Here is a 16,050-nt window from a genome sequence, read left to right on the forward strand (position 1 = left end):
TTGCGTAAAGAGTTCAGGCGGCCGGACGGCGCCACGCCTGCGTGCGCGCCACCAGGGCCCGGCTGGCCAGGTGCAGCAGCAGCGCCGCCGCCGCGGAGCTGGCCATGATTACGGTGCACATGGCGGCCGCGGGTCCGATGAAGCCCGCGTCGTCCATGTTGAGCACCGCCACGGCCGCCAGCACGGTGGGTGGGCTGTACAGGAACACCACGGCCGACACGGTGGTCATGGCGGAAACGAACAGATAGCGTGCGACATCCAGCGCCGCGGGCAGGCACATGGGCAGCGTGACGCGGAAGAACGTGACGAGCCGCGGCACCTTGAGCGAGGCCGAGGCCGCCTCGAACTCCGGATCCAGCGCATTGAGCGCGGTCGTGGCCGTGAGGTGGGCGCTGGTGTAGAAATGCACCACCGTGCAGAGCACCAGCAGCGGCATGGTGCCGTACAGCGCGTTGAGCGGATTGGACGGGCTGTTGAAGAAAAAGATATAACCCAGCCCCAGCACCAGGCCCGGCACCGCCATGGGCATCAGCGCCAGCATGCCGGCCAGCCCGCGCAACCCGCGCGCCGCCACGCCGCGCGCCGGCACTTTCTCCATCATCCATGCGCCCAGGAAAACGGTCAGCGTGCCCAGGGCGGCGGTCCAGCCCGCGAGCCGCAGGCTGTTGCGCCATGCCAGCCATCCGCCGCCGTCCATGTTGTCGAAATCGTACGAGCGCAGCGACAGGGACAGGTTGTAGGGCCACATCCTGATGAAAGACGCCCACACGGCCACGCCGATGATGAGCAGGAGGAAGGCGGCCACCAGGCCGGACAGGCCGAGAAAGGCGGCGTCGCGGCCGCGGTTGGGACCGGCGGCGTAGGGCTGGGCGCGGCCGGTGAGCTGTGCGCCCTGGCGCGCCCGCAGCCGGCGGTCGAGCGCGAAGGTCAGGACCGCGGGCAGCAGCAGCAAAATGCCGATGGTCGCGCCCTTGGGAAAGTCCTGCTGTCCCACGACTGCCTTGTAGGCTTCCATGGCCAGCACGTTGTAGTCGCCGCCCACGACCTTGGGAACGCCGAAGTCCGTCACGGTCAGGGTGAACACCACGCAGCACGCGGAGAACACGGCGTAGCGGGTGCCCGGCAGCGTCACCGTGGCGAACGTGCGCAGCGGCCCCGCCCCCATGGCGCGCGCCGCGTCGTAGAGGCGTCCGTCGGCCAGCGCCAGGCCGGTGAGCAGGATCATCAGCGCATGCGGGAAGGTGTAGAACGCCTCGCCCGCCACGATGCCCCAGAACCCATAGATGGTGGCGCCGCCCGTCAGGCTTTTCAGCAGGCCCTGGTTGCCCAGCAGGTACACGAGCGCAATACCGGGCAGCAGCGATGGCGCGAGCAACGGCAGCAGCGCCGCCGTGCGCAGCGCCGATTTGCCGGGCAGGCGGGTGCGGGTCAGGCCATACGCGAAGGCATAGGCCGCGGGCACCACCAGCAGCGTCGTCACCCCGCCCACGGCGAAACTGCGCCCCACCATGGCGAGGAAGCCGTCGCCGGCGACGATGCCCGCCAGCACCGACAGTCCGGCCCAGCCGGCATCGTTCGTCACCGACTTCAGCAGTATGGCCGCCAGCGGCAGTCCCAGGAACACGGCCAGTCCCAGCGCCAGCCCGCCCAGGCCCAGCCCAAGGCCGAGCCGGCCGGCCCAGGCGGGCAGCGCCCGGCGGCCCAGGGCCGGCCTGGCGGCGCCCTGCGCCGCGTCGCCGCGCATGGCTTCGCGCTCGCGCAGGGCGGCGTCGTCAAGCGTAGGCGCGTATCGCATGGCGCGGCAACTCCACCCAGCAGCGGCTGGCGGCGTGAGGGCCCAGCAGGGCGTCTCCGGTTTCGGGGGATACGATGGAATGCACGGTCGCGCCGGGCACTCCCTCCAGGCGCAGCGCGAGACGGTAGCCGCGGCCCAGGAACACGCCGTCCAGCACGTCGGCCAGCATCGCGTTGACCCGGTCGCCGGCCGGCGCCGCGCTGACGCGCACGGCTTCCGGACGCACGAACAGCTTGCCCGTGCCGGTCTGCAGCGCGGCGTCCACCGCCAGCTCGTGGCGGCCGACGCGGGCGCGATGGCTGTCGATGCGCTCGAACGGCAGCCAGTTGGCCTCGCCCACGAAATCGGCAATGAAGGCCGACCCCGGCTGCCGGTAGAGTTCGCGCGGCGTGCCGAATTGCTCGATGACGCCGCCGTTCATGACGGCGATGCGGTCGGCCATGACCATGGCCTCTTCCTGGTCGTGCGTCACCATGAGCGTGGTGATGGAAAGGCGCTTCTGGAGCGCGCGCAGCTCGATGCGCAGGTGTTCGCGCACCCGCGCGTCCAGCGCCGACATGGGCTCGTCCAGCAGCAGGAGCGAAGGCGAGGGGGCCAGCGCCCGCGCCAGGGCCACCCGCTGCTGCTGGCCGCCGGAGATCTGGCCCGGATACTTATCCGCCGAGCCGGCCAGCCCCACCAGGGTCAGCATCTCCTCGACGCGCGCCTGCACGTGGCGGCGGTGCGCGCGTTTGCCGCTCAGGCCATAGGCCACGTTCTGCGCCAGCGTGAGGTTGGGAAACAGCGCGTAGGACTGGAACAGGATGCCGTAGTCGCGCTCCTGGGGCGGCGCATGCGAAATGTCGCGCCCGCACAGCACGATGGCGCCGGCGTCCTGCCGCTCCAGCCCCGCGATAGCGCGCAGCAGCGTGGTCTTGCCGCAGCCCGACGGCCCCAGCAGGCAGACCAGTTCGCCCGCCCGGATGTCCAGCGAAATGTCGGCCAGCGCGGTATGGCTGCCGTAGCGCTTGACCAGGTTGCGCACGGACAGAAAACCATCCGAGGGCTGCCGGGATTTGTCGCCGCCGGCGGCCTGCCGGGCGGAATACCTGTTGTCGCGTTGGAGCATTTCGCCTCCCGCTTTGGAACAGGTGCAGTATGTGTGCGCCGTATTGAGCGTTTATGACACTACGCGCAAATGCAGTAATAAAAACATCAAGATTCTTTGGTGTACTGGCGGTCCTGCCCACCGCGTCCATCGCCGCCACCCCGTGCTCGTCGCCGAACTCAAGTCATTCTATGCCGTCGCCCGCTGCGGCACCGTCACCAAGGCGGCCGCCCAGCTCGGCGTGAGCCAGCCCACCGTCACCGGCCAGCTTCGCCAGCTGGAGTCGCGCTACGGCGTGGAGCTCTTTCACCGCCAGGGACGCGGCATGCGGCTGTCGGACGCGGGGCAGCGGCTGATGCCCATGGTGGAAAAGCTGGTGCAGCAGGAAACCGAGATCGATTTCCGGCTGCGCGACGCGAGCGAGCTGCGCGAGGGCAGCCTGCGGGTGGGGGCCACCGGCCCCTACTACATCATGGACACCGTGCGGCGCTATAACCAGCGCTATCCGGGCATCGAGCTCACGGTGGCGATCGGAAATTCGCAGGGCATGCTGCAGGCGCTGCACGACTACCGCATCGAGATCGCCACCTCGTCCTTCTTCGTGGACGACCGGCATCTGTACCGGAAGACGATCGCGGCCGACCCGATCCGCATCGTGACACACCGCGACCATCCGCTGGCGCGCCGTGGCCGGGCCTCCCTGGCCGAGCTGTCGGACCACGCCCTGCTACTGCGCGAGCCGGGTTCCATGACCCGACAGCTCACCGAAGAAGCACTGGCCTCGGCCGGCGTGCGGGTGCGCCGGACGCTGGAGATCGGCAGCCGCGAATCCATCCGGCAGGCCATTTTGTGCCAGCTGGGCGTCAGCCTCATTCCCTCGCGGGAGATCCCCACCCACCCCGAGCTGGCCACGCTGGACATCGCGGACGCGGACATCGTGATGCACGAATACCTGTATTGCCTGCGCGAGCGCCAGCCGGCGCAACTGATCGCGCGGTTCCTGGAGATGGCGCCGGCCGCCGGCTGACCGCCGCGGCGCGGTCACGGCCCGCCCTCTTCCCCTTGCGGCCAATCAGGAGACAACCATGGCCTTGACCCTGAACGACATCGAAAACCTGTTCCTGGAGCGCGGACACCGCTCCTATCATGGCGAATCCGTGAGCCACCTCCGCCACGCGCTGCAGACGGCCTGGCTGGCGGAAAAGAACGGCGCCGGGCCCCATCTCATCACCGCTTGCCTGCTGCACGACCTGGGCCATCTCATTGCCGACCATCCCGGCACGCCCACGCTGCGCGGCATCGACGACAAGCACCAGTATTTCGTGCTGCCCTTCCTGCGCGGGCTGTTCGGACCGGCGGTGCTGGACCCCATCCGCCTGCACGTGGAGGCCAAGCGCTATCTTTGCTACGTGGAGCCCCACTATGAAGCGTCGCTCTCGGCGGATTCGCGGCGCAGCCTGGCGCTGCAGGGGGGCAGTTTCGATGCGGGCCAGGCGGTGGATTTCGCGAGCATGCCGGGCGCGCCGGACGCGATACGGCTGAGGCGCTGGGACGACATGGCCAAGGTGCCGGGGCTGGCCACGCCGCCCCTGGATCATTTCCTGGAAATCGCCGAAAGCGTCTCGGGGCGCGTCAAACTCGCCGCCGTGTGGTAGGCGGCGCGCCGGCCCGTCAGGCTCCCTTGGCCACCGGACGCGACGGATCGCTGCACCATTCGCTCCAGGATCCGGGGTAGAGCCGCGATCCGCCCAGGCCGGCGATTTCCATGGACAGCAGGTTGTGGCAGGCGGTGATGCCGGAGCCGCACTGGTGCACGATGGCGGCCGGGTCGCGGCCGTCCAGCAGCGCCAGGAACTCGGCACGCAGGGTCTCGGCCGGCTTGAAGCGGCCGTCCTGCCGGAGATTCTCGCCATTGGGGCGGTTGAGCGCGCCCGGGATGTGACCGGCCACCGGGTCCATGGGCTCGACCTCGCCGCGGTAGCGGTTGGCCGCGCGGGCGTCGATCACGGTAAAGGATGGGCGGGAAATGTTGGCCAGCACCGCGTCGGCATCGACCGTGTCCGCCAGCGACGGGCCGGGCTCCGCCGGCTTGCCCGGCTCGACGGCCGGGGCCGGCTCGGCGCTGACGGGCAGGCCCGCGGCCTGCCAGGCCTGCCAGCCGCCGTCCAGCACGGCCACGCGCTCGTGGCCCATCCAGCGCAGCATCCACCACAGGTGGGCGGCATACATGCCGCCGCTGGCGTCATAGGCGGCCACCAGGGTCCGCGGGGTTACGCCGTGGGCGGCCATGAGTGCGGCGAACTCGCCGCGCGCGGGCAGCGGATGGCGGCCGTTCCGGCCGGTGCGCGGCGCCGCGAGCTCGGTTTCGTGGTCGAGGTAGCGCGCGCCGGGGATGTGCCCCGCCTCGTAGGCCCGGCGGCCCGCCGCGTGATCGGCCAGGTCGTGGCGCACGTCGAACACCAGCACGTCGGGGCCGCCAAGGCGGGCGGCCAGGTCGGCGGCGGTAATCAGCGTCATCGTCATTCGGTGTGCTCCTTTGCGGATGGAAATCGCGGCAGCCCCCCGGCTCAGGCCGGCTTGGCGCGGGACTCGCGCATGGTGCGCCAGACCGACAGCAGGCCGGCGGAAATGATCAGGGCCACGCCGGCCCAGGCCAGGCCGTCCAGGCGGTCGCCCCAGAAGCCCATGCCGATCAGGGCCGCGAAAATAATGGTGGAATACTGCAGCGCGGCCGTCAGCAGGGCCGAACCCAGGCCGAAGGCGCGGGTCATGGCGAGCTGGCCGAAGAGGCCGGCCACGCCCACGCCCAGCAGCGAACCGTATCCCGTCCAGTCGGACGTGCCCCAGCCCTCGAAGCCCAGGCCGACGCCGCTGGACACGCAGACGGCCACGGAGAAAAACAGCACGGTGCGCCATTCGGGTTCGCCGATACGGCCGAGCTGGCGGATCTGCATCATGGCGATGGCGGACATGGCCCCCGCCCCCAGGCCGAGCAGGGCGGCCAGCCACTGGTCGCCGTTGATGCTGGGCCGCAGCACCGCGATCACCCCCAGGAACCCCATGGCCACCGCGGCGATGCGCACCGGATCGCGCTGCGAGCCGCCCCAGCCGAGCATCCAGCAGGCGATGAAGAGCGGCGCGGTGTAGTTCAGGCTGGTGGCGGTGGCCAGCGGCAGGTGCGACAGCGCGAAGAACCCCAGCCACATGGACGTGACGCCCGACACGTTGCGCCAGATGTGCAGCCTCCAGCTCGTGGGCACGATGGACTGGCGCGCCGCCCGCGCCCAGATCAGCAGCAGCACCACCGAGGGCAGCCCCCGGAACAGCACGACCTGGGGAAGCGAGGCGCCGTGCTCGGTGCCCAGCTTCACGAACGAGCCCATGATGGCGAACATGGCGGACGCCAGCAACATCCAGAGAGCCTGCATGGGATCTACGCTAGGGAGAAATGGGGGAAGGGAAATCAGGGAAAGCGATACTATACTCTGCTCGCGCAGGGCGGCGCCGGCGGGCGGCAGGGGAACCGCGCAGCCGCCCTCCGGTCTCTAGCATCAGGCCCGGCCGCAGGCTCCGCGGGGCCGGGCCCGCCGGGACGAATCAGCTCGCAAAGGAACACAACTACATGAAACGCATCTTTCTCTTCATCATCACCAACCTCGCGGTCGTGCTGGTGCTGTCGGCCACGCTGCGCATCCTGGGGGTGGATCGCTACCTCACCGCCAACGGCCTGAACCTCCAGGCGCTGCTGGTGTTCTCGGCCGTGGTGGGCTTCACCGGCGCCATCATCTCGCTGCTCGTCAGCAAGCCCATGGCCAAATGGAGCACCGGCGCGCAGGTCATCGACCCGAACGCGCCGCGCAACCAGCGCGAGGCCTGGCTGCTGGACACCGTGCACCAGCTGGCCGACAGGGCCGGCATCGGCCGCCCCGAGGTCGCCATCTACGAGGGCGCGCCCAACGCCTTCGCCACCGGCGCCTTCAAGAACGATGCGCTGGTGGCCGTGTCCACCGGGCTGCTCGAAAGCATGACCGAGGAAGAAGTGGCGGCCGTGCTGGGGCACGAAGTGGCGCACGTGGCCAATGGCGACATGGTCACCCTCACCCTCATCCAGGGCGTGGTCAACACCTTCGTGGTGTTCCTGGCCCGCGTGGTCGGCTACTTCATCGACCGCGCCATCTTCAAGAACGAGCGCGGCGTGGGCCCCGGCTACTACGTCACCGTGCTGGTCTGTGAAATCATCTTCGGCATCCTGGCGTCCATCATCGTGGCGTGGTTCTCGCGCCAGCGCGAGTACCGCGCCGACGCCGGCTCGGCCCACCTGATGGGCGCGCGCGAGCCCATGATGCGCGCGCTGGCCCGCCTGGGGGGCCTGGAGCCGGGCGACCTGCCCAAGTCTTTCGAGGCTTCCGGCATCACCGGCCGGGGCGGCATCGCCGCGCTGTTCGCCTCGCACCCGCCCATCCCCGCGCGCATCGCCGCGCTGCAGCACACCCGCATCGCCTGACGCGGCGCGCCGCGGGCAATGCAGAACGCCCCGCAAGGGGCGTTCTGCATTGAAGGAGTCGAGGCGGCCGCGGCCGCCTCAGCACTCCACGATGTTCACCGCCAGCCCGCCGCGGGCGGTTTCCTTGTACTTGGTTTTCATGTCGGCCCCGGTTTCGCGCATGGTCTTGATGACGGAATCGAGCGACACGTAGTGCTGGCCGTCGCCGCGCAGCGCCATGCGCGCGGCGTTCACCGCCTTGATCGAGGCCATGGCGTTGCGCTCGATACAGGGGATCTGCACCAGCCCGCCCACCGGGTCGCAGGTCAGGCCGAGGTTGTGCTCCATGCCGATCTCCGCCGCGTTCTCGACCTGCTCCACGCTGGCGCCGAGCACGGCCGCCAGCCCGCCGGCGGCCATGGAACAGGCCACGCCCACCTCGCCCTGGCAGCCAACCTCCGCGCCGGAGATCGAGGCGTTGTACTTGTACAGCAGGCCGATGGCCGCGGCCGTCAGCAGGAACTCCCTCACGCCCGCCAAGCTGGCGCCCGGCACGAAACGGTCGTAGTAGTGCAGCACGGCGGGGATGATGCCCGCCGCCCCGTTGGTGGGCGCCGTGACCACCCTGCCTCCGGCCGCGTTCTCTTCATTGACGGCGATGGCGTAGAGGTTCACCCAGTCCATGACCGACAGCGGATCCGACAGCGTGCGCTCGGCCCGCTGGGTCAGGTTGCGGTACAGCTCCGGAGCGCGGCGGCGCACCCGCAACGGCCCGGGCAGCTCGCCGTCGGCCTCGGGGTGGCCGATGCCGCAGCCGCGCGCCACGCAGTCCTGCATGACCCGCCAGATCCGGTCCAGGCCCTCGTTCACCTCCGCTTCGGTGCGCCAGGTCAGTTCGTTGCGCAGCATGAGCCGGGCCACGGACAGGCCGCTCTCGCGGCACATGGCGAGCAGCTCGCGGCCCGTGCGAAACGGATAGGGCAACTGGTCGTGCGCCGCGATGACCTGGGCATTGGCCGCGCCCGCCGTGACCACGAAGCCGCCGCCCACCGACAGGTAGCGCGATTCGCGCAGCGGCGCGCCGTCCGCATCGAAGGCGTGGAATTTCATGCCGTTGGGATGCTCGGCCAGCGCCTCGCGGCGGTAGAACAGCAGATGTTCCTTTTCCACGAAAAGCACCGGGTGGCGGCCCAGCAGCGGCAACTGCCGGCTGGCCCGCACCGAGGCCAGCATGCCGGCGATGGCGGAAGGATCGACGGTGTCGGGCGCCTCGCCCATCAGGCCGAGCAGCACGCCCTTGTCGGTGCCATGGCCCTTGCCGGTGGCGCCCAGCGAGCCGTACAGCTCGGCGCGCACGGAGGCCACGCGCGGCATCAGGCCGTCGCGCTCCAGGCCCTGGGCGAACAGCAGGGCCGCCCGCATCGGCCCCACGGTATGGGAACTGGACGGACCGATGCCTATTTTGAACAGATCGAATACGGATACAGCCACTTGGCGCTCCAGGAACAAGGCCAATTTACACCCGTCCGAGCAGCGGACGGCAGACGCGGCAATGATACGCGCAACGCCGGCCGGGCCGCGACGGGGCGCCCCGGGCCGGCGTATGCTTGCCGGAGGCGGTCCGCCGGGACCGGTTTCCCAGCCCCGCTCAAGCATGCGATCATTACAGAATTATTTCTTGTCATAAAAAGAACGGAAAAGCCACCGGATGTCTGGACTCATCACCCTGCTGGATTTCGCCGGCTACGTCGCCCTCCTGCTCTGGGGCGTGCATATGGTGCAGACCGGCGTACAGCGGGCCTTCGGCGCCGCCCTGGGCGCCGCGCTGGGCCGCGCCCTGGGCACGCGCCTGCGGGCCTTCGCCGCCGGCCTCGGCATCACCGCCGCGCTGCAGAGCAGCACCGCTACCGGCCTCATGATCACCGGCTTCGCCGCGGGCGGCGTGGTGGGCCTGGTGCCCGCCCTGGCCGCCATGCTGGGCGCCAACGTGGGCACGACCCTCATCGTGCAGCTCCTGTCCTTCGATCTGACGGCCCTGGCGCCCATCCTCATCCTGGTGGGCGTGTGGATGTTCCGCCGCTACCCGCCGGGCCGCACGCGCGACCTGGGCCGGGTATTCATCGGGCTGGGCCTGCTGCTGCTGTCGCTGCACCAGCTCGTGGGCCTCTTCGAACCGTTCCAGAACGCCCCCATGCTGGCCATGATGCTGGACGCCCTGGCGACCCAGCCGGTGGCGGCGGTGCTGCTCTCGGCGGCGTTCACCTGGGCCGCGCATTCGAGCGTGGCCGTGGTGGTGCTGGTGATGTCGCTGGCCTCGCACCACATGGTGGCGCCGCACGTGGCCTTCGCGCTGGTGCTGGGCGCCAACCTGGGAACCGCCATCAACCCCATGATCGAAGGCGTCACGGGCGACGACCCGGCCGCCCGCCGGCTGCCGCTGGGCAACCTGCTGACCCGCATCGTCGGCGTGCTGGCCGGCCTGCTCGTGCTGCCCTGGCTGCAGCCCATGATGAGCGAGCTGACCAGCGAGCCGGCGCGGGCCGTGGCCAATTTCCACACGCTGTTCAACGCCCTCATCGCACTGGTGTTCCTGCCGCTGCTCACGCCCTACGCGGCCTTGCTGACGCGCTGGCTGCCCAAGCGCGCCGATCCCAACGACCCGTCGCGTCCGCAGTACCTGGACGAATGGGCGCACGACGTGCCGGCGGTGGCGCTGGGCAACGCCGCGCGCGAGGCCCTGCGCATGGCCGACATGCTGCAGACGCTGCTGCTCTATGCGCGCGCCGGTTTCAAGCGCGACAACCGGCACCGCATGGTGCAGGCCCGCCAGCTCGACGCGGCGCTGGACAAGCTGGAAAACGCCATCACGACCTACCTGGCCACCCTGGACCAGGAAAACATGACCCGCGAAGACCAGCAGCGCCTGGACGACATCCTGGCCTTTGCGAGCAACATCGGCCATGCCGGCGACATCGCGCACCATGGTCTGCTCAGCCATATCGCCAAGCTGCGCAAGCAGGGCTGGGTGCTCTCGCCCGAACAGCGCGCCAGCCTGGACGAGACGCTGGGCGAGCTCATCGCCAACCAGCGCCAGGCCGCCGCCCTCTTCGTGAACGACGACCTGCGCCAGGCGCGCGCGCTGGCCGGCGAGAAGTCGCGCTTCCGGGCCATCGAGAGCCAGGCGGCCGAAGCGCACCTGCAAAAGATCAAGTCCGGGCAGGTGGACGCGGCCGAGGTCGGCGCGCTGTACCTGGACATCCTGCGCGACATGAAGGGCATCAATTCGCACCTCGTGGGGGCATCGGCCTACCCCCTGCTCGCCCGCCACGGCGAACTGCTGCCGAGCCGCCTGCGCGAAGCGGACAACTGATCGCCGGCGCGGCGCCGGCCCTCCCGGCTACAGGTAGCGCTTGAACCAGGCCAGCATCCGGCTCCAGCCGTCCTCGGCCGCCTCGCGCCGGTAGCTGGCGCGGTAGTCGGCCAGGAAGGCGTGGTCGGCCTCGGGATACACGATGATCTCCGACTGCCGGGCGGCCTCGTTGCCCTGCGCGAGCTTGCGCTTCATGGTTTCGACGTCGGCCAGCGGAATGCTCGCGTCCTTGCCGCCGTACAGGCCCAGGACCGGGCCGTGCAGCTCGTCGACCACGTCCAGCGCGAAACGCTTGATGAGCGGCCCGTGGCCGACGGCCAGCTTGCCATACCAGGCCACGCCCGCCTTCACGGCCGGATTGTGGGCGGCGTACATCCAGGTGATGCGGCCGCCCCAACAGAAGCCCGTGACGCCCACGCGCCGCGCGTCTCCGCCGTGCCCGGCCGCCCAGGCCACGCAGGCGTCGAGATCCGAAAACACCTGTTCGTCCGGCACCTTGCTGACCAGTTCGGCGATGAGCCTGGGAATGTCGGTATAGGCCGAGGCATCGCCCTGGCGCTCGTACAGGTTGGCCGACACGGCCAGGTAGCCCGCCTTGGCCACGCGCCGGCACAGATCCTTGATGTGCTCGTGCACGCCGAAGATTTCCTGCACCACCAGCACGATGGGCAGTTCGCTCTGCCCCTGCGGCGCGGCATAGTAGGCCGAAATGGCGCCGTCGGCGACGGGGAGCGCGAAGTCTCCGTGCGCCAGCCCTTCGGCATCCGTGTGTATGGCAGTGGGCGCGACCTGGCCCGCGGCGGCGGAAAAACTCATGGCGTACTCCTGTAGGAATGACACTGGCGCCGGCCGCCCGCGCATGCCGCCTTGGCGGCCGCGCGGGCGGTGCGGCGAAACGCCCGGGACGCTTTCCGAACCGCCGCCGGTTCAGTGCATGTGCACGTGGCCGGCCGGCTCGTCCGCATGCACGGCCTCGCCGTGGGCGTGGCCATGGTGCATCAGCGTGGTGACGCTGTAGATCAGCGCCACGCCCACGCCCACGAGCAGCAGTTGCGGAATGGCGTCCGCGAGGGATATGCGTTCGTGCATCTGCGGGATCAGGTCGGCCACCGAGATGTACAGGAAGCTGCTGGCGGCAACCACCAGCACGTACGGCACCCATCCCTGCGCCTGCTGCAGCACGAAGACTCCTATTATGCCTCCCACGGCTGAACACAGGCTGGAGAAGAGGATGAGCGAGAAAGCGCGCCGGCGCGCCAGCCCGGCGTTGATGAGCACCACGAAGTCGCCCAGCTTGTGCGGCACTTCGTGGACGATGATGGACGCCGCCGTCAGCACGCCCAGCACGGGATCGGTCAGGAAAGCCGCCGCGACCAGCACGCCGTCGCACAGGTTGTGCAGCGAACTGCCGATGAGGATGAGCACGCCGCCGCGCCCCGCTTCGTGGCGGTCGTGGCCCTTGTGGTGATGGTGCCCGTCGCCTTCATGGTGATGGCTGTGGCGCAGCAGCGCGATCTTCTCCAACACGAAAAAGCCGATGAGCGACGCCAGCATCAGTCCGAAGAAGACGTGCGCGTCGGCGGCGTCGGACTCGAAAGCCTCGGGCAGCAGGTGCAGCAGGGCCACCGACAGCAGCACGCCGACGGACAGGCTCACCATGTGGTGCAGATACTTGGCGAACACCTTGTAGGCCAGCCAGTGGGCGACGAGCACGGCGATGAGGCCGCCGGCGACGGTGGCAAGTAGGACCCAGATGAGGAGCATGGAGAAAAGCCCGGAAAAAAGGCGCAGGAGGCGGAAAGCGCAACATTATATTGTTGCAGCCCCCAAAAGCGGAAATGGCCGGGCGCCGGGGCCGTTCCTCCGCCCCGGAGGAACGGCCCCGGCGCCCGCTCAGTGGGCCTGCTCCCAGTTCTTGCCGGCTCCCACCTCGGCCACCAGCGGCACCCGCAGCGTGGCCACGCCGCACATGAGGCGCGGCAGGGCTTCGCGCACCAGGGTCAGCTCTTCGTCGGGCGTCTCCAGCACGAGTTCGTCGTGCACCTGCATGATCATGCGCGTCTGCAGCCGCTCGGCCTCGATCCAGTCCTGCACGGCCACCATGGCCATCTTGATGAGATCGGCCGCGGTTCCCTGCATGGGCGCATTGATGGCGGCGCGCTCGGCTGCCTGGCGGCGGGGGCCGGAAGCGCCGCGGATCTCCGGCAATTGCAGCCGGCGGCCGAACACGGTTTCCACGTAGCCCTGTTCGCGGGCCAGGCGCCGGGTATTTTCCATGTACATGGCCACGCCCGGATAGCGGGCGAAGTAGCGGTCGATGTACTGCTGCGCCGCATCGCGGGTGATGCCCAGGTTCGACGCCAGCCCGAACACGCCCATGCCGTAGATCAGGCCGAAGTTGATGGCCTTGGCGGCGCGGCGCTGCTCGGCGGTCACCTGGGCCAGCGGAATGCCGAACACCTCCGAGGCGGTGGCGCGGTGGATGTCTTCGCCGGCCGCGAAGGCCCGCTGCAGGTTCTGGTCGTCGGAAACATGCGCCATGATGCGCAGCTCGATCTGCGAATAGTCGGCCGACAGCAGCAGTCCGCGCTCGGCGATGAAAGCCTCGCGCACGCGCCTGCCGGCCTCGGTGCGCACGGGAATGTTCTGCAGGTTCGGGTCGGACGAGGCGAGCCGCCCGGTGATGACGGCCGCCTGCGAATAATGCGTGTGCACCCTGCCCGTGGCCGGGTTGATCATGCGCGGCAGCTTGTCGGTATAGGTGGACTTGAGCTTGGACAGCCCGCGGTAGTCGAGCAGCACCTGCGGCAGGGGGTAGTCCTGCGCCAGCTTGCTCAACACCTCTTCGTCGGTGGACGGCGCACCGCCGGCGGTCTTGCGCACCACCGGCAGCTGCATGCGGCCGAACAGGATCTCGCCCAGTTGCTTGGGCGAATTCAGGTTGAAGGGCTGCCCGGCGAGTTCGTAGGCCTTCTGCTCGAGCTGCAGCATTTCCTGGCCCAGCTTGTGGCTCTGGCGCGCCAGCTCTTCGGCGTCCACCTTGACGCCGTTGCGCTCCATCGTGGTCAGCACCGCGGAAACCTGCATCTCCAGCCGGTAGATGCGGTCCAGACCGGCATCGGCCGCCACCTGCGGGCGCAGCGCCTGGTGCAGCTGGAGCGTGAAATCGGCGTCCTCGGCCGCATAGTGCCCGGCTTTTTCCACCGCCACTTCGTCAAAGCCGATCTGCTTGGCGCCCTTGCCGCACAGGTCTTCGTACGACACGCCGCCGCGGCCCAGGTGCCGCAGCGCGAGATCGTTCAGGCCCACGCCCCGGTGCGACTCCAGCACGTAGGCCTGGAGCATGGTGTCTTCGGCGATGCCAGCCAGGGCGATGCCTTCGTTGGCCAGCACGTGGGTATCGTATTTGGCATGGTGCAGCAGCTTGGGCCGGAAGGCGTCTTCTAGCCACGGACGCAACCGCTCAAGCGCCTCGGCCTTGGGCAGCTGCTGCGGGGCATCGGGGCCGCGGTGCGCCAGGGGCACGTAGCAGGCCACGCCGGGCGCCACCGACATGGACAGGCCGACCAGGCGCGCCTGCATCTCGTCGAGCGAAGTGGTTTCGGTGTCCAGCGCCACCAGCGGCGTGTCGCGGACCAGCGCCATCCAGTCGTCCAGGGCCTGCCAGTCGGTGATGATGCGGTAGTCCAGTTCGGCCGGGGCCGCCGGCGCCGTGGCCGCCACACGCCCGTCGCCCGCGGGAATGCGCTCGGGGTCGCCCGTGAGATCGCGCAGCCAGGTGCGAAAGCCGTAGCGCTCATAGATTTCGGTCAGCGCGGCGACGTCGCGCTCGCGCGGCGCCAGGTCTTCGATGCGGTCCACGTGGCCGGTCAGGTCGCAGTCGCACTTCACCGTGAGCAGCTGGCGGGTCAGCGGAAAATTCGGAATGGCCGCGCGCAGGTTGGCGCCCGCCACCCCTTTCACCTGGTCCGCGCCCTCCACCAGCTTGTCGATGGAGCCGTACTCGCCTATCCATTTGGCGGCGGTCTTGGGGCCCACCTTGGTCACTCCGGGCACGTTGTCCACGGTGTCGCCCACCAGCATGAGATAGTCGACGATGCGGTCGGGCGTCACGCCGAACTTCTTCAGCACGCCCTCTTCGTCCAGCACCTCGCCGCTCATGGTGTTCACCAGCGTGACGTCGGCGTTCACCAGCTGGGCGAGGTCCTTGTCGCCCGTGGAAACCACGGTGCGCACGTCCTGCTCCGCCGCGCGCCGGGCCAGCGTACCGATGATGTCGTCGGCCTCCACCCCTTCGATGGCGAGCACCGGCCAGCCCAGCGCACGCACCGCGCGGTGAATGGGGTCGATCTGGGCCGCCAGGTCTTCGGGCATGGGCGGACGATGTGATTTGTAATCTGGATACAAATCGTCCCGGAAGGTCTTGCCGCGCGCGTCGAAAATGCAGGCGGCATATTCTGCCTTATAGTCGGATACCAGTTTGCGCAGCATATTCACCACGCCATAGAGCGCGCCCGTCGGTTCGCCTTGCGCATTGCGCAAATCAGGCATAGCGTGGAAAGCGCGGTACAGGTAGCTCGAACCGTCGACCAGCAATAAGGTTTTTTTCATGGTTACAAAGGCAGATATGGATACACCCGCCGGCAAACAAATTCCGCTGATTATGTCAGAGATACGGACCGCGGCTGAAAAGCTCGCGGATATCGGGCCGGCGGTCAGCATCTTCGGCAGCGCGCGGGTCAGCCGCAATTCACCGTACTACGAAACCACCGTCGCCATTTCCTCGGCGCTGGCCGACGCCGGCTTCGCGGTGATCGCCGGCGGCGGGCCGGGCATCATGGAGGCGGCCAACAAAGGCGCGTTCGAAGCCGGCGGCACCAGCATCGGCCTCAACATCAGCCTGCCGCACGAAGCGCACAACAACGAATATCAGACCATCAGTCTTTCGTTCGAGTACTTCAATTCGCGCAAGGCGACTTTCTTCATGCACAGCTTCGCCTACGTGGCGATGCCGGGCGGCTTCGGCACCATGGACGAACTGTTCGAGGCGCTCACGCTCATCCAGACCGGCAAGGTGCCGCCCGCCCCGATCGTGCTGGTGGGCACCGAGTACTGGTCCGGCCTGGTGCAATGGCTGGGCGACAGCATGCTGTCCAATGGCATGATAAGCGCCCACGACCTGGAATTGTTCACCATCGAGGACGACCCGCGCAAAGTCGTGCGCCGGGTCGTGGAGTTCCACGAAAAAGTCACTTCCGACGCGCAGTACGCTCCCTCGCTGCCGGCCTGAACGCCGCTGCGCGCGGACCGGCCCA

General features: G+C 69.0%; 13 protein-coding genes. 5 read left to right on the forward strand and 8 right to left on the reverse strand.

Annotated features, from left to right (window positions below):
* Positions 1-13 precede the first annotated feature (13 nt).
* On the reverse strand, positions 14-1,744 hold the full coding sequence (locus NGJ44_RS03775) for a putative 2-aminoethylphosphonate ABC transporter permease subunit (protein ID WP_251863179.1): 1,731 nt from the start codon (positions 1,742-1,744) through the stop codon (positions 14-16).
* 28 nt (positions 1,745-1,772) lie between these two features.
* Positions 1,773-2,903, reverse strand: a complete 1,131-nt coding sequence (locus tag NGJ44_RS03780; protein ID WP_235490002.1) for a putative 2-aminoethylphosphonate ABC transporter ATP-binding protein — start codon at positions 2,901-2,903, stop codon at positions 1,773-1,775.
* A gap of 142 nt (positions 2,904-3,045) precedes the next feature.
* On the opposite strand from NGJ44_RS03780, the gene NGJ44_RS03785 reads away from it, so the two are divergent.
* Positions 3,046-3,909: a LysR family transcriptional regulator gene (locus NGJ44_RS03785; RefSeq protein WP_053245291.1), complete on the forward strand. Its 864-nt coding sequence runs from the start codon at positions 3,046-3,048 to the stop codon at positions 3,907-3,909.
* Between the two features lie 58 nt (positions 3,910-3,967).
* Entirely contained in the window at positions 3,968-4,537 is a 570-nt protein-coding gene (locus tag NGJ44_RS03790; RefSeq protein WP_053245292.1) for a phosphonate degradation HD-domain oxygenase, read from the forward strand.
* A gap of 16 nt (positions 4,538-4,553) precedes the next feature.
* Here NGJ44_RS03790 and NGJ44_RS03795 read toward each other — a convergent pair whose 3' ends face one another.
* Both NGJ44_RS03795 and NGJ44_RS03800 read right to left on the reverse strand, forming a co-directional pair.
* Positions 4,554-5,405, reverse strand: coding sequence for a sulfurtransferase (locus NGJ44_RS03795; RefSeq protein ID WP_053245293.1), 852 nt, complete (start codon positions 5,403-5,405; stop codon positions 4,554-4,556).
* Between the two features lie 44 nt (positions 5,406-5,449).
* The gene (locus NGJ44_RS03800) at positions 5,450-6,310 is read right to left on the reverse strand and encodes a DMT family transporter (protein ID WP_053245294.1); all 861 of its coding nucleotides are present in this window, start codon (positions 6,308-6,310) and stop codon (positions 5,450-5,452) included.
* Positions 6,311-6,504: 194 nt separating this feature from the next.
* On the opposite strand from NGJ44_RS03800, the gene htpX reads away from it, so the two are divergent.
* Entirely contained in the window at positions 6,505-7,386 is an 882-nt protein-coding gene (gene htpX, locus NGJ44_RS03805; RefSeq protein WP_251863145.1) for a protease HtpX, read from the forward strand.
* Positions 7,387-7,464: 78 nt separating this feature from the next.
* On the opposite strand, the gene NGJ44_RS03810 is transcribed toward htpX, so the two are convergent.
* Positions 7,465-8,856 (reverse strand): L-serine ammonia-lyase, encoded by a 1,392-nt coding sequence (locus NGJ44_RS03810; RefSeq protein WP_251863146.1) that lies wholly within the window; start codon positions 8,854-8,856, stop codon positions 7,465-7,467.
* Between the two features lie 217 nt (positions 8,857-9,073).
* Here NGJ44_RS03810 and NGJ44_RS03815 point away from each other — a divergent pair, with 217 nt between their 5' ends.
* Positions 9,074-10,735, forward strand: a complete 1,662-nt coding sequence (locus tag NGJ44_RS03815) for a Na/Pi cotransporter family protein (protein WP_251863147.1) — start codon at positions 9,074-9,076, stop codon at positions 10,733-10,735.
* Between the two features lie 27 nt (positions 10,736-10,762).
* Here NGJ44_RS03815 and NGJ44_RS03820 read toward each other — a convergent pair whose 3' ends face one another.
* From NGJ44_RS03820 to polA, 3 genes are all read right to left on the reverse strand, one after another.
* A complete protein-coding gene (locus tag NGJ44_RS03820) occupies positions 10,763-11,551 on the reverse strand; it encodes a dienelactone hydrolase family protein (RefSeq protein ID WP_053244705.1) in 789 nt (262 codons plus the stop codon).
* A 111-nt stretch (positions 11,552-11,662) separates the two neighbouring features.
* Complete coding sequence (locus NGJ44_RS03825; protein ID WP_251863148.1) at positions 11,663-12,499, reverse strand: ZIP family metal transporter; 837 nt, start codon at positions 12,497-12,499, stop codon at positions 11,663-11,665.
* A 129-nt stretch (positions 12,500-12,628) separates the two neighbouring features.
* Positions 12,629-15,346, reverse strand: coding sequence for a DNA polymerase I (gene polA / locus NGJ44_RS03830; protein WP_053244706.1), 2,718 nt, complete (start codon positions 15,344-15,346; stop codon positions 12,629-12,631).
* Between polA and NGJ44_RS03835 the strand changes: the two genes are divergently transcribed.
* On the forward strand, positions 15,345-16,025 hold the full coding sequence (locus NGJ44_RS03835; protein WP_502802101.1) for an LOG family protein: 681 nt from the start codon (positions 15,345-15,347) through the stop codon (positions 16,023-16,025). The genes polA and NGJ44_RS03835 overlap by 2 nt on opposite strands.
* The last annotated feature ends 25 nt before the right edge of the window (positions 16,026-16,050 follow it).

It is taken from the genome of Achromobacter sp. Marseille-Q4962, from assembly GCF_943737005.1.
Classification (GTDB): Bacteria; Pseudomonadota; Gammaproteobacteria; order Burkholderiales; family Burkholderiaceae_B; genus Achromobacter.